The organism is Floccifex sp. (assembly GCF_051873555.1).
Lineage (GTDB): Bacteria > Bacillota_I > Bacilli_A > Erysipelotrichales > Erysipelotrichaceae > Floccifex.
In genome coordinates, this window is the sequence record NZ_JBJEEY010000043.1 from 1 (window position 1) to 14,366 (window position 14,366).

The window sequence follows — 14,366 nt, forward strand, 5'->3', positions numbered from 1 at the left end:
ATTTTTCGATTGATAATTCAACCAAAAGTGGCTCACATTTAAATTAACAAATACATATTCAAAATTTTTTGTGGTATTTTTTTTACTAATTATTTATTTCTTAGGTTTGTACTATCTTAATAAAGTAGAGAAAAATCTAAATAACAATGTGCACTAAATTAAAGTTTTCATTCAATCTCGCGTTCATTGAAATAATATAGATGATTTTTCCAATCAAAAGTACAATTATATAATTGAAAAAGATAAATGCCTTACTTCTACTTGCCTATAAAATACATTAAAAAACATATTTTGTGAAATGTATTGGTAAAAACACTATTAAAATGTGTATATTAAGAGTTAAACATGCTATTTTTTTGTGTTTCTTTATTGCTCGTTTCTTTAATTCTGTTTATACTTATATGTAAAGGAGCTGATGGAACGTGTTATATTTGAAACGTAAAGTAGATGATTTTTTGTTAAAATGGAAAACAGACCAAAATAAGAAACCATTGATTATTAAAGGCTCACGACAAGTAGGTAAGACAGAATCTATCACACGATTTGGTCATCAAAATTATAAAAGTGTCATTTACATCAACTTTGTAGAAGAACCAAAATATAAGATGATTACTACAGATGGATATAAAACTCAAGATATCATCAAAAATATATCTAGAATGGATCCATCAAAACAATTTGTGGAAAATGATACTCTTATTATTTTTGACGAACTACAAGATTTTCCAGAAATTGCGACATCACTAAAGTTTTTCAAAATAGATGGACGTTTTGATGTAATATGTAGTGCTTCTCTTTTAGGTATTAGTTACCAAAGAATCGAAAGTAACAGTGTTGGATATAAAACAGACTATGAGATGTTTTCTTTGGATTTTGAGGAATTTCTATGGGCGAAAGGATATGATGAATCAACAACTGATGAAATGTTGGAACATATGATTCAATTAAAGCCCTTTAATGAAATTGAAATGTCTATCTATTCCTCACTTTTTTTAGATTTCTGCATATTGGGAGGTATGCCAGCAGTTGTTCGCAAATATATCGAAAAAGGAACTTTTGAAGGCTCTATCGATATTCAAAAACAACTTGTTGCGGATTACAAAGAAGATATAAGGAAATACGCTGATGAAATGGATCAAACGCGAATTACAAATGTTTTCAATCACATTCCTGTCCAATTAGCAAAAGACAATAAAAAATTTCAAATTACGAAGGTTGCATCCAATGCCAGATTTCGAGATTATCGTGGGTGTATCGAATGGTTAAAAGATGCAGGTATTATTAACATTTGTTATTGTATGCATTTTCCTGAATTACCACTAAAAGGAAACTATGATGAAACAAAGTATAAGCTTTATTTTGCGGATTCTGGTTTATTAGTCTCTATGCTAGATGAGGAAGCACAAGAAGATCTAAGAGTAAACAAAAACTTAGGTGTATATAAAGGTGCGCTTTATGAAAACATAGTGGGTGAAGCTTTAGTGAAAGCAGGATATAATCTATATTACTATAAAAAAGATAATTCAACTTTGGAAGAGGATTTTTTTGTTAGAAACAAAGAAAATCTAATTCCAGTAGAAGTAAAAGCAACGAATGGTACTTCAAAATCTTTACGCACTTTGATTACTGGTAATCATTATCTTGATATTCAATTTGGTATAAAATTCATATTAGGAAATATAGGATTTGCCAATAACATATATACTTTTCCTTACTTCTGCGCTTTTCTTTTAAAGAAATATTTAACGAAAACAAACTAAAAATAACGAATCAAAATTATCACATATAAGAGATTTCAATTAATTTGGAATCTTTTTTTTTGAATATAAGTATATGAAAGTAAATGAAATATTTTCTTATGCAGCAATACAGCTAGAACAGACATTAGATAATCGAATGTTTTTACTTTGCAGATGCAATAATAAATGTATATCAGTTGATATAACAGAAAAAGAATCAGAATTTGTAAAATGTATTATAGGAAGTAGAGTATTGAAACGAGGATAAAGAAAAATATGATTTCTTATTTTTGGATTGATTTAAGTGTTTTGTATATGGTTAAAATCATAAAATAGAAGCAATTTATACAAATACAATCTCTCTATTTAGATAAATGTATTAAAACCCTTTATATAAGCCTTTTGAGCAACATAAAGGGTTTTTGTTTTGTCTAAAAAAGTATCAGAAATAAAAAAGATTGTTTTTTGCCTAATATAAACTTGTTCTTTTTAGATTCCGTTATATTATTTGGGAATATCAAAAATAGATTTGTGCTTCTTGATTCTATTAAAGAATACTGTTGGATTATAATCAACAATTAAAAAAATACTAGTATTGATTACGTAGACAAAGCCGTTTTTTAGATTATCGCATTGAATATCAAATAAATCTAAATAATTAAGTTTATCATAGTCATAATAATTCATCATAATAGGTTTACCATTTAATATATAATTAGCTTTTATTAAATGATGTGTTACAAGGCTAATAAGTATAACGTTTGTATATAAGTTAAGATTAGTGTAATTGCTTCTATTTCCAACAAGATATTTATAAGTTTTAAACTCATCCTTTGCTACTCTTTTTTCTAAAAATAAATAATCAGGCATATTTTGAATATCCTTATAAGATTGCATCATTGGATAATTAATAAATAATTTTCCATTGTTTGTTGAATCATTGAAATATAATAACATTTTTCTTATTGTATCCTTGTTGAAATTATTGTCTTGTGGTTCAAAATCGAAAATAAGAAATATATCTGTATATTTTTTGCTTAACACATTTAATGAACCTTGATTTGTTTCATAAGAACGAAGTAATAATTGAATATCAATTTCATCCTCATCAAATTCAGGATAATCATTTTCAAGCTTTGCTGCTAATACATGAAGATTTGTCTTGTATGAGTATATATTGAAGTTCTCATCTGAAAAACATTTGTTGTATATGCATTTAATGAATTCTGGTTCATCTGTTTTGCCTTCCACAATGAATAAAACATTTCTAGTATTCATTAAATTCCCCATTTCTTAACATTTTTTCTAAATTATGACCTTCTCTTATTTCTCTTTTTGTTCTTTCAGCAAAAGAAGATAATTTTCCATTTTCCAAAAGGAAATAGCAATCTGCTCTCATAACGTCATTAGTAGCAAGATATGAGTTGTGCGTAGTGAAAATTGCTTGCAAATTGTCAAATCCAATCACGTATTTCACAATGTTTTTTGCAAGATCAAAGTGATAGAAAGCATCAAATTCATCAATGAAAAGTAATGAAACATCTTCAAATTTTTTACTCCAATAGAATAAAATTTCTAAAGCGTGTGTTCCTGATGAAGCTGTTTGTTCGAAAATCAATGGATTACGTAAATGTTGCTCAATTAATATTTTCGTTGGTTGAGGACCACCGTTAACGAATGCTGGAGAAATGTTTAATTCTAATTTTGCCATATCTTTAACGAATTTTTGAAATTCATTTGTCAGATTCTGATCAATTAACCAATTAGAAATATTTTCAACGCCTGTTGTGTAACCAATATAACTATTATCCTGTAAACTTCTAAACCATAGCATATGAGATGTAAAATCCATAATTTTTTTTATGAATGAATCTTTTTTTTGTATAGTGTTATTGGCGATATATCTTAAAATTGACAAATTAGATTCATAGTATTCAAAATTTAATGTATCAGCATCAATGAATTTCATATTGTTTTTTTGAAACAATCTTGAATTAAAATTATAATCATAAACTAATTCGTTATTTATGATCAGGGATTCTTTAGTTAAATGTGTTGGTTTATCTTTTTCATATTCAAATGTAATATCATCTTTACCAAATTTAAATTCATATTTGAAAGAAGCAGTTTTTTTTGTGCAGTCTGCATTTAGAAAACTTAATTCATCCAATTGATTAGGCGATAAATTTTTATCGGTTAATGTCATTACAATATCAAATAATGCATAACCAAAATTACTTTTTCCAGAACCATTATTACCGTAAATAATCGCTTTGCTTAATAAATTGTCTTTTATACATTCAGTATTAAATTTATAATCGTGAAATAGTGAAAAATCTATACTGATTGGATTTATAAAATTTTTATAGTTTTCAACTGTAAACCTTTTCAACATTTTCATCACTCCTCAATATAAATTATATCCGTAATTTTTTTACGGTCAATATATAACCGTAAAGAAATTACGGATATATTTTACATATTTTTCTAAATATATTTTTATCATTCCGTGAAGTTTTTCATCGATTAATATACATTCCAATCAAGCTTATTCTGAAAGAAAGTTAATCCAGTAAAAAAAGAAAAATACGATTTCTGAATCTAAACACGTGTTATTTAAAATTTTGACACAGATAGTGTCAGTAATTATAGGAAAATATAGGTGAATATGAAAGAATATAAATTAACAGGATTTCAATTTCAATATAAGTATATGAAAGTAAATGAAATATTATCTTATGCAGCAATACAGCTAGAACAGACATTAGACAATCGAAAACTTTTACTTTGCAGATGCAATAATAAATGTATATCAGTTGATATAACAGAAAAAGAATCAGAATTTGTAAAATGTATTATAGGAAGTGGAGTATTGAATTGGAATAGAGAATATGAAAGTAACATGGATTGGATGACAAAGTATCATACGAAATGGAAATTAATTTTTTCTTTTGATGGAAATACTTTTATTTCAAAAGGAGATGACACATTTCCAGATGATTTTGATGTATTTTGCAAAATCTTACGTGACTTTGGCTTATTTTTGCCTTTTCATAATTCTGAAAAAAAGATATAAATTTGAGAAAAATAAAGTATGACTTTAGATTTCTCGAATTTAATTTGAATTAACATTTTCTTTCGAGTAAAATATAGTTGTACTTTAGAAAACTCAAAAGGATGTGATTTTGTGTATATTCATAGAGATTTAGAGAAAAAAATAATAGAAGCTTCTAAACAATATCCTGCTGTAATGGTATGTGGACAACGACAAGTTGGAAAATCTACAATGTTGCATCATATAAAAGAAAAAGAAAGAAAATATGTTACATTCGATGACTTTATGGCTAGAAACCTTGCGTTAAATGATCCTGCTTTATTTATTGAAACATATGGATATCCTTTATTAATTGATGAATTTCAGCGTGTTCCTTCTATTCTTTTAGAAATTAAAAAAATTATTGATGAAAAGAAATTAAATGGCCAGCAAGTGAATGGAATGTTTTGGCTTACTGGTTCTCAAAAATTTAAAATGATGAAAGGAATCAGCGAATCATTAGCTGGTAGAGTAGCAATTTTTGATATGGCGGCTTTATCACAAAATGAAATAAATGAAAACTCAAATTCAATTTTTGATGCGAATTTAAATCATTTAAAAAAAAGAACAGGAAAACAGAAAACAGTACATGAAATATTTCATGATATTTTTACTGGAGGAATGCCAAGTATTGTAACAGGTGAAATGGATAGAGAAGATTATTATCGAAATTATGTAAATACATATATAGAAAGAGATGTAAGAGATTTATCTCAAGTTGGTAAAATTGATGAATTTTATCAATTCTTAGTTTATATGGCAGCTAATACAAGTCATGAATTAAGATATGATTCCATTTCGAAAGAAATAGGTGTAAGTGCACCTACTATAAAAAATTGGGTAAGCATTTTAGAAACTTCTGGAATTATTTATATACTAAGACCATATTTTATAAAAGTCACAAATCGTTTAGTAAAAACACCTAAATTTTATTTTATGGATACTGGATTGGCTAGTTATCTTGCGAAATGGCCTAATGAAGAAGTGTTAGAAAATGGTGCTGTTTCAGGCGCTTTCTTTGAAACATATGTAATAACAGAAATAGTGAAAAGCTACTATAATGCTGGAAAAGAGATGAATCTATATTATTATAGAGATATAGATCAAAAAGAAATTGATTTATTGATTGTGGATGCCCAAAGTATATATCCAATTGAAATAAAAAAAGCTAAAAATCCAAGTAATCCAGATAAAAATATATCTGCTTTAAATAAATTTGGTTTAAAAGTTGAACCAATGATTGTATTATGCATGGCTGATGATTTATATCCTTTAAATAAAAATTGCTGGTTATATCCTGTTTCCAAAATTTGATGACTTAAATATAAAATTTGTATCTAACAATCATGATATGCATTGTCTGAAAAATCCGTGTGATTTTATTCTGTCTAAATTAAAAAATTAGAAATATTGTAAAGAATCATAAAAAAGCTGTGAAAAGCCTAATGGTGTATCACAGCTTTTTTATTTAAGAGTTACAAACACTTTACATTTACCTATCTGTTATTTTACATTTTTTCGATATAGTTACTTAGCCTATAGATATATTTTTGAAAGGGAAGTGAAAATGAAACAAGCTGTTATTGATATTGGTTCTAACTCTGTTCGTTTAACGCTATATCGAATAAATGAACAAGGATTTAAAATAATTTTTCGTGAAAAAATTATGGCAGGACTTGCGGGATATGTTGAAAATGGTGCTTTGTCTTTAGAAGGAATTAAATGTGCTTGTGATGCGTTAAATGAATTTAGGCAAACACTTGAATTTTTGGATATACAAAATGTCTATGTATTTGCTACGGCATCTCTTAGAAATATTTCGAATACAGAGCAAGCCATTCAGAAAATTGAAAAAGATACAGGATTTTCTGTAGAAGTGATTAGTGGACAACAAGAAGCGATGCTTGGATATTCAGGTGCTATGCAGGTATTTCATATTTCAGATGGAGCTTTTGTGGATATTGGAGGGGCCAGCAGTGAAGTTGTGATCTTTGAAAATGGAAATATACAAAAGAGTATGAGCTTTGGAGTGGGTTCTTTGAGTTTATATCGACGATGTGTAAAAAATATTGTACCTGGCAGTGGGTCTATGAAACGAATTGAAAATATACTGGAAAATGAAATTGTATTACCAAAAGAAAAATATACAAGCTTAATTGGTGTTGGAGGAACAGTACGTGGTGTTTTAAAACTTTCTAAAAAAGTATTTCATTTACCTGATGATTGTCATCGAATCAGTGCCGTACAGATTGAACAATTGAGTGATTTTCTTTTTCAAGGTGATAAAACTGCCATTGATTTAATCTTGAAAACGGAACCTGAACGTATTCACACGATTATACCTGGATTCATGATTTTAAAATATTTATTTGATTATTTTAATGCCGAAGAATTGATTGTAAGTAAATATGGTGTACGAGAGGGATATTTATGTCAGAAAAAACAAACAAACAATATAGCTATACCCAAAACAGAGAATTAAGCTGGTTACGTTTTAATCAGCGTGTATTGGAAGAAGCCGCAGATACTTCTATACCAGCCTTGGAACGATTAAAATTCATTTCCATTTTTGCCAGTAATCTAGATGAATTTTTTATGGTTCGTGTAGGAAGTCTTTTTGACATTGCTCATATTTCACCAGAAGAAAAAGACAATAAAACAGGATGGAGTGCACTCGAACAGTTGCAGCAAATTTATCATACGATTCCTGGATTGATTGCACTGAAAAAACAAATCTATAAAGCCGTTATGGAAGAATTAAAGAAAAGTGGTATTGAAGATGTTTCTATAGATTGTTTAAATGAAAATGAACATAAAGAAATTCATAGTTTTTATAAAGCAGAAATGCTTCCTATTCTTTCTCCTATTTTAATTGGAGCCCATCATCCAGTTCCACATTTAGTCAATAAAAGACTCTATGTTTCAGCTTTATTAGAAAATAAAAAAGAAAAACAAGCTATTGGAATTGTACCCGTACCCGATTCAATTTCACCTTATATTTTATTAAGCGATGGAAAACGATTTGTACGAACTGAAAATATATTACTACATTATTTACCAACACTCTTTCATTCTTATACTGTCAAAGAAAGCTGTGTACTATGCGTAACTCGAAATGCAGATATAAGTTTTGATGAGGAAAAATTTGAAGACAGTGAAGAAGATTTTCGCCATCAAGTAAAGAAATTATTAAAACAACGGGATCATTTATCTGTTATTCGATTGGAAATCGATAAAAAAATATCCGAATCTTTTCGAAATATTTTAATTAAACTTGTTAAAGTTGAAAATCATCAAATATATGTTGATGATTGTCCATTAAATATGGGATATGTTTTTCAATTAATTGGTCAACTTGAAAAAGAAATTGTACAACCACTTTTATATAAACCATATAAAGGAAGATGGCCAGAAGACATTGTACAAAATCAAAGAATGACGGAACAAATTCGAAAAAAAGATAAATTGTTGTTTTATCCCTATGACTCGGTTGAACCTTTTTTGAAATTATTAAACGAAGCTGCAGAAAATCCAAATGTCATTTCCATTAAAATCACAATTTATAGACTGGCATCTTCATCAAAAATCGCAAAAACACTTTGTCGAGCAGCTGAAAAAGGAAAAGAAGTATTGGTACTCATGGAAGTACGTGCTCGTTTTGATGAAGCACATAACCTGGAATGGGCAAAAATGCTGGAAGAATCGGGTTGTCAGGTAATCTATGGCATGGAAGGGTTTAAATGTCATAGTAAAATTTGTTTGATTACCATGCGTCATCGTGGAAAAATGAGTTATATTACACAAATTGGAACAGGAAACTACAACGAAAAAACCAATGCCATGTATACAGATTTAAGTTTAATGACAGGAAATTCTTCAATCGGAGAAGAAGCCACTTTATTTTTTAGAAATATGTTAACCAATAATCTGGAAGGAAATTATAAAACTCTTCATGTTTCTCCTTTTGGCATTAAGAACATGATTATTGAAAAAATTGATGAACAAATTCAATTAGGCAGTGATGGCTATATTTGCATAAAAGCCAATTCTATTACAGAAAAAGACATGATAAAAAAATTATGTGAAGCTTCCCAAGCGGGTGTAGAAATTCAACTCATTATTCGTGGCATTTGTTGTATTTTACCAGGTATTCCAGAATATACGGAAAACATTCATATCACAAGTATTGTAGGACGATATTTAGAACATGCTCGTATTTATTTATTTGGAAAAGGAAAAGATGAATCCCTTTATATTTCTTCCGCAGATTTAATGACAAGAAATTTGAATCGACGCGTAGAAATTGCCTGTCCAATATATGATGAAACAATACGTGAAGAACTAAAATGGATTTTAGATGCGCAATTAAAAGACACAGCTAAAGCTAGTTTAATGCTTTCAAATGGGACGTACAGTCGTAAACAAAGTATAGAACCATTTGATTCACAAGCTTACTTTATGAAAGAATCTTTTCATCTTCCTGTATTACACGAACAAACAAAAGAAAGCTTTACCAAACAAATTTCTCAATTATGGAATATGATATTTCATAACAGCAATATGGGCTAACTCTATAGAGTTAACCCAATTTTTTTATTCTTTTAAAATATGACCAATATGATTTTTTTCAAAGAAAAGATTTTTATTTAAAACAACAACTATTATTGCGACTACTATCACAACTATTGTTTCAATACATTTGGTTTGTGGTGTCATTGCGATTTTTTCCTGCATTGTATTCACAAACAAATGAAAAATAATACAAGCTAACATACTTCGATTGTTTTTGACATAAACCCAGGTTGTTAGAAAGCCCAATGGAATTACACTGATTAGAAAATTCAATACATAACCAATTCCTATTTCTCTTAATCCAAAATGATAGGTTCCTTCAATAAAAAATAAAGGCAAATGCCAAAGAGCCCAGATTATTCCAAAAAGAATAGATTCATGAAACCATGAACAATAATTGGCAATGGAATCTTCTCCATAGCCTCTCCATCCAATTTCTTCAATAATCGAAGCTAATAAAATGGTTGCCAGAGCCGATGTTCCTTTGATGGAAAAAGAAAAACCATCTGTAAAGGAAAATTGATCAATGGATTGTCCAAAAAATAAAGATAAACCAATAGAAAGAATCACAATACATGTAAAAGTAAGAATAGCAATCAAAATATTTAAAGGCTTAATACGATAAAAACTGATTAATTTTCGTTTTAAATCTTGTTTTAATGCTTTACTTTTTGAAGTCAATACTGTAATCAATGCTGTTATAGCTGGTGAAATGAGTCCCAAAAACATAAAAATAGAAGAAATGTTTTCTTTTATAAGAATTGCCAGAATCCAAAATGTCCAAGTAGCTATAAAACATGTTATATAAAATCGAATGGGATGATATTTATAAGGATTCATAGTTTTCCTCTTTCAAAGAACAAATCATCAATTCACTTTTTAAACCATTGAGCTCAATTACAGTTTCACAATTTTCTAAATTTTGCTGCAGTGCATTATTTTCAAATAAAATATGATTTCCAATGCCTTTGGTGTGAGTTGAAAACTTTAAATTTTCTGGAATATATAGTTTAGATGTGGATGATAATTGATTAAATGATAAATCACCTTTAAAAGATGGACACAAAACTTCCATATCCAAGTTACAATTGATTTCAACATTTCCTGTTACTTCTTTTAATAAAACATGACTAGATTTGATATCTAGTTCTAAATTTGAACAATCTAAAGATTGAATAATCACTTCATTGGCATGTATATCACATTCAATATGTTGAATATAAGAAACAGGGATTTCAATAAATATATATATTTCTTCTTTGGATATGGATTCACAAGCACTATTTTTTAGATTCATATCCACATCAATTCGATTTCGAATATCATCAATTTTTACTTTAAAATCATTTTGTAGAGTGGAATATGAATCCGATGTTAAACGAACTCGAATTTTTTCACCTTGATAACCAGATAAAACACATTGTTTAGCACCGCCTAATTTCATATCCAATCGCTTTACTTGATCAATATCATATTCTGTTACACTTTCATATAGAAAATCTTTTGAAATATCTTCTTTTAGATTTCCAATTAATTCATCAATAGAAATATTAAATGCACTTGAAATCGAAATTAGATTTTCAATATCTGGAAAACCAGCACCTGTTTCCCATTTCGTGATAGCTTGTCTAGATACATTAAGTTTTGTAGCCAGTTGTTCCTGAGAAAAATGATTTTGTTTACGAAGTTTTTTTAAGTTTTCTGCAAATGTCATATTGAATCTCCTTTTGATGTGCCAAGTATAAAAAACAAATTTGTTTGTGACAAGCAAACAAAGATGTCATTTACGATTTTTTGTGCTACTTTTCGTAGCATTTTCATTCTAAGCCACGTAAAGTAAAAGATAAATATCCAAATCTAATATTCATAACATAGGAAACTGTAGATAGACCTAGATAGGTGATAGTGTCAGATATGACTGTACTTAAGGTTAACAACTACATGTATTTTGAATTTACGATGTATTTTGATGTATTTTCCAAGCAGATAATGACATACAGAATGACTAGAAAACATGACAATAGAAACCAGTACATAGAAGGCCTGGAAGATATTATAAAGATGTGGGATGGATCAAAGAAGAATTATACATTGATTTTAAACTAGATGATTTTTTCAATGAACATAGGGCAAAAGAACTTGTGGATACGTACGTAAACTATTACAACAATAAAAGACCGTGTTATTCAATAGGTTATTATACACTAAATTATTGTTATGAAAGATATATGAATGGAAGAGAGATACTTTTTCAAAAAGAATTTTATCTGAGAAACCAAAGTTTGTTCAGAAAAGGAAAGAAGTGTCTACTTCTATAAATGGAAATAAAGAAAAAGAATCATAATTGTCTACTTCTATAAAAACAAATTTATAAATTTTATTTATTTTATCTACTTTTCTTGACCGGTACAATGAATCTTTAAAATATTACGATTTTATTCCTTTTTTCGTATATAAACATTGCGAAAATATTCATTTATAGATAAAATAAATATACGATATTATTCCTTTTATAGATATGGAGACACTGTATGTTGGAAAGAAAAGTATATGATTTATTGTTGAAATGGAAAAAAAATCATAAGAATAAGTGTTTAATGATTAAAGGAGCCAGACAAGTAGGTAAAACATTTATTGTTCGAGAATTTGGTAAAAATGAATATGAATCTTTTATAGAAATTAATTTTATCCAACATAAAGAATTAAAAGATATATTTGATAGCGATTTATCCGCTGATACAATTTATAAAAGAATGTCTGCTTTTATACAAAATATAAAATTTATTCCTGGAAATACTTTAATTTTTTTAGATGAAATTCAAAATTGTGGAAACGCACGAACGGCCATTAAGTTTTTAGCGGAAGACGGAAAATACGACATTATAACTTCAGGAAGTCTTTTGGGTTTAACATATGCAGAAAATGGTGATAAAGATGTAGAAGAACCAATTTCTGTACCAACTGGATATGAAGATTTTATTACAATGTATTCTTTAGATTTTGAAGAGTTTTTATGGGCAGAAGGATATAGTAAAGAATCAATAGATGTGTTAAAAGAATATTTTGACCATAAAACAAAAGTACCCACAATATTAAATGAAAAATATGAAAATCTGTTTCGAGAATTTATGGTTGTTGGGGGGATGCCAGAAGTTGTATCGGATTATGTCTTGCACCATGATTTTAATAGAGTAATGGAATTACAAGAAAGAATTTTAGAGAATTATAAATTTGATATTGCTAAACACGCAAAAGGGGCTGAGAAAGTAAAAGTTCGAAATTGTTATGAAGCAATTCCCAAACAATTGGCTAAAGAATTAAAAAAATTTCAATATTCTACAGTGGAAAAAGGAAAAACAAGTAAAAAATATGGCGGAAGTATTCAATGGCTGAAAGACTCAAACTTAGTTCATCCTTGTTACAATATACATGAACCATTTATTCCTTTGATGGCAAATGCCATAGAAGAACAATTTAAATTATATATAAATGATACAGGACTTTTATCTAGTATGTATGGATTTGAAACAAAAAGAGCCATTCTTACAAATACAATAAAAGGAAATGCAAAGGGAGGCATTTATGAAAATATCATTTCCGAGTGTTTAATAAAAAAAGGATATAAAATATATTACTATAAACCAGATGATAACCATGAATTAGAGTTTTTGTTAGAACAAGAAGGAGAAGTTATTCCTGTCGAAGTAAAAGCAGGAAATACGGCAACTGTCACATTGAATCGATTTATCGAAGAATATCATCCTTCTAAAGCTTATAAATTTATTACTGGAAACATCGGGGTAGTGGATTCAAAAATAAGTTTACCGCATTATATGGTGCTTTTTATTTAGGATATAAATTTTAAAAAGTATATTGATTTTTTTGTGAAATCCATGTAATAAATAACATAGAGACAAAGAGGAGAGACTATGAAAACTATAATGAAATTTTTGTTGTGCTTATGCACCATCTTTTCTGTATGCGCTTGTTCCAATGAGAAAACAGAAATTGTGGATGACAGTCAAACAGAAGTGACAGCCACAATACCAGCTGGATTTTTTGAAGATGTTACCCAAGAAGAATTGGAAGATACTTTTAAACCATATGGAATCAAAACCGTAACATTAAATGAAGATGGATCCGTTGATATTGTGATGACAAAAGAAGTTCAAAAACAATTTGTAGCAGATTTGAAAGAAGGCATGTTGGAAGAAATGAAAACTCTACCTGGTTCAGAAAATTATCCAAATATCACTTTGATTCAAGCCAGTGATGACATGACTTCTTATACCGTTTATACAATGAACAAAGAATTTAGCTTTGATGAATGGATGTTACCATATCAATTATTTGTATATGGAGGAATGTATTCTTCTTTAGCTACCCAGCCATATGAAAATATGTATATTACTTTTTTGAATGTCAGTACCGATGAAGTGATTTATGAAGTAAACTATAATGATTGGAAAAATGAATAGGGCTAAAAATTAGCTCTATTTTTTTTGATATAATCAATATATGAATCAAATGAAATATGTTTTAGAAATTTTACAAAAAAGTGGTATTTGTTAAAACAATCAAAAAGTATTGGCATCTATCTTATGTGATCGATTAATCTACTGAATATTTATTCAACCATTGAAGGACTCATACAAAAACAAAAAGCTTATGAAATTATTTCACAATGGATTGAACAAATTGAAACGACGTATTCCTATCCAATGAATGAAGAATTAAACAAGATGGAACACCGATTTATACACTTACTCATGAACATATTCTTTCTTCTAATTTACGTGATGATAAATATATAGAAGTGTTGGAACAAGCTTTGTATAAGGATCACGTTCCAAATAAAAAAGAAGTAAAAAAATATTTGAAAAAGGCTATGAAGTAGTTGACATTTATCCTTAACTTTGAAGAAAAAGTATAACTAAAAAATAATCAATTAAAAATGGTCG

General features: G+C 28.3%; 11 protein-coding genes. 7 read left to right on the top strand and 4 right to left on the bottom strand.

Features of this window, described 5'->3' with window-relative positions:
- The first annotated feature begins 431 nt into the window (after positions 1-431).
- A complete protein-coding gene (locus tag ACI32A_RS02520) occupies positions 432-1,760 on the top strand; it encodes an ATP-binding protein (RefSeq protein ID WP_439753449.1) in 1,329 nt (442 codons plus the stop codon).
- Between the two features lie 483 nt (positions 1,761-2,243).
- Here ACI32A_RS02520 and ACI32A_RS02525 read toward each other — a convergent pair whose 3' ends face one another.
- Positions 2,244-3,017, bottom strand: a complete 774-nt coding sequence (locus ACI32A_RS02525) for a hypothetical protein (RefSeq protein WP_439753450.1) — start codon at positions 3,015-3,017, stop codon at positions 2,244-2,246.
- Complete coding sequence (locus ACI32A_RS02530; RefSeq protein WP_439753451.1) at positions 3,007-4,134, bottom strand: AAA family ATPase; 1,128 nt, start codon at positions 4,132-4,134, stop codon at positions 3,007-3,009. The genes ACI32A_RS02525 and ACI32A_RS02530 overlap by 11 nt, the downstream gene beginning before the upstream one ends.
- Positions 4,135-4,407: 273 nt before the next feature.
- Here ACI32A_RS02530 and ACI32A_RS02535 point away from each other — a divergent pair, with 273 nt between their 5' ends.
- The 4 genes from ACI32A_RS02535 (at position 4,408) to ppk1 (ending at position 9,402) form a co-directional block, all read left to right on the top strand.
- Complete coding sequence (locus ACI32A_RS02535) at positions 4,408-4,815, top strand: hypothetical protein (RefSeq protein ID WP_439753452.1); 408 nt, start codon at positions 4,408-4,410, stop codon at positions 4,813-4,815.
- Between the two features lie 111 nt (positions 4,816-4,926).
- Positions 4,927-6,147, top strand: a complete 1,221-nt coding sequence (locus ACI32A_RS02540) for an ATP-binding protein (protein ID WP_439753453.1) — start codon at positions 4,927-4,929, stop codon at positions 6,145-6,147.
- A 253-nt stretch (positions 6,148-6,400) separates the two neighbouring features.
- Entirely contained in the window at positions 6,401-7,315 is a 915-nt protein-coding gene (locus tag ACI32A_RS02545) for a Ppx/GppA phosphatase family protein (protein ID WP_439753454.1), read from the top strand.
- Entirely contained in the window at positions 7,264-9,402 is a 2,139-nt protein-coding gene (ppk1, locus tag ACI32A_RS02550; RefSeq protein WP_439753455.1) for a polyphosphate kinase 1, read from the top strand. Before ACI32A_RS02545 ends, ppk1 begins: the two co-directional genes overlap by 52 nt.
- A gap of 24 nt (positions 9,403-9,426) precedes the next feature.
- Here ppk1 and ACI32A_RS02555 read toward each other — a convergent pair whose 3' ends face one another.
- Together ACI32A_RS02555 and ACI32A_RS02560 are read right to left on the bottom strand one after the other, a co-directional pair.
- Positions 9,427-10,245 (bottom strand): CPBP family glutamic-type intramembrane protease, encoded by an 819-nt coding sequence (locus tag ACI32A_RS02555; protein WP_439753456.1) that lies wholly within the window; start codon positions 10,243-10,245, stop codon positions 9,427-9,429.
- On the bottom strand, positions 10,232-11,119 hold the full coding sequence (locus ACI32A_RS02560; RefSeq protein ID WP_439753457.1) for a helix-turn-helix domain-containing protein: 888 nt from the start codon (positions 11,117-11,119) through the stop codon (positions 10,232-10,234). Before ACI32A_RS02560 ends, ACI32A_RS02555 begins: the two co-directional genes overlap by 14 nt.
- Before the next feature lie 817 nt (positions 11,120-11,936).
- Here ACI32A_RS02560 and ACI32A_RS02565 point away from each other — a divergent pair.
- On the top strand, positions 11,937-13,256 hold the full coding sequence (locus ACI32A_RS02565; protein WP_439753458.1) for an ATP-binding protein: 1,320 nt from the start codon (positions 11,937-11,939) through the stop codon (positions 13,254-13,256).
- Between the two features lie 78 nt (positions 13,257-13,334).
- Positions 13,335-13,883, top strand: a complete 549-nt coding sequence (locus ACI32A_RS02570) for a hypothetical protein (protein WP_439753459.1) — start codon at positions 13,335-13,337, stop codon at positions 13,881-13,883.
- The last annotated feature ends 483 nt before the right edge of the window (positions 13,884-14,366 follow it).

What these genes read in the sequence shown, in the direction of transcription:
- ACI32A_RS02570 (WP_439753459.1), top strand. Translation starts at nt 13,335, where the DNA reads ATGAAAACTATAATGAAATTTTTGTTGTGCTTATGCACCATCTTTTCT.
- ACI32A_RS02555 (WP_439753456.1), bottom strand. Translation starts at nt 10,245, where the DNA reads ATGAATCCTTATAAATATCATCCCATTCGATTTTATATAACATGTTTT.
- ppk1 (WP_439753455.1), top strand. Translation starts at nt 7,264, where the DNA reads ATGTCAGAAAAAACAAACAAACAATATAGCTATACCCAAAACAGAGAA.
- ACI32A_RS02530 (WP_439753451.1), bottom strand. Translation starts at nt 4,134, where the DNA reads ATGTTGAAAAGGTTTACAGTTGAAAACTATAAAAATTTTATAAATCCA.
- ACI32A_RS02535 (WP_439753452.1), top strand. Translation starts at nt 4,408, where the DNA reads ATGAAAGAATATAAATTAACAGGATTTCAATTTCAATATAAGTATATG.
- ACI32A_RS02545 (WP_439753454.1), top strand. Translation starts at nt 6,401, where the DNA reads ATGAAACAAGCTGTTATTGATATTGGTTCTAACTCTGTTCGTTTAACG.
- ACI32A_RS02560 (WP_439753457.1), bottom strand. Translation starts at nt 11,119, where the DNA reads ATGACATTTGCAGAAAACTTAAAAAAACTTCGTAAACAAAATCATTTT.
- ACI32A_RS02525 (WP_439753450.1), bottom strand. Translation starts at nt 3,017, where the DNA reads ATGAATACTAGAAATGTTTTATTCATTGTGGAAGGCAAAACAGATGAA.
- ACI32A_RS02565 (WP_439753458.1), top strand. Translation starts at nt 11,937, where the DNA reads ATGTTGGAAAGAAAAGTATATGATTTATTGTTGAAATGGAAAAAAAAT.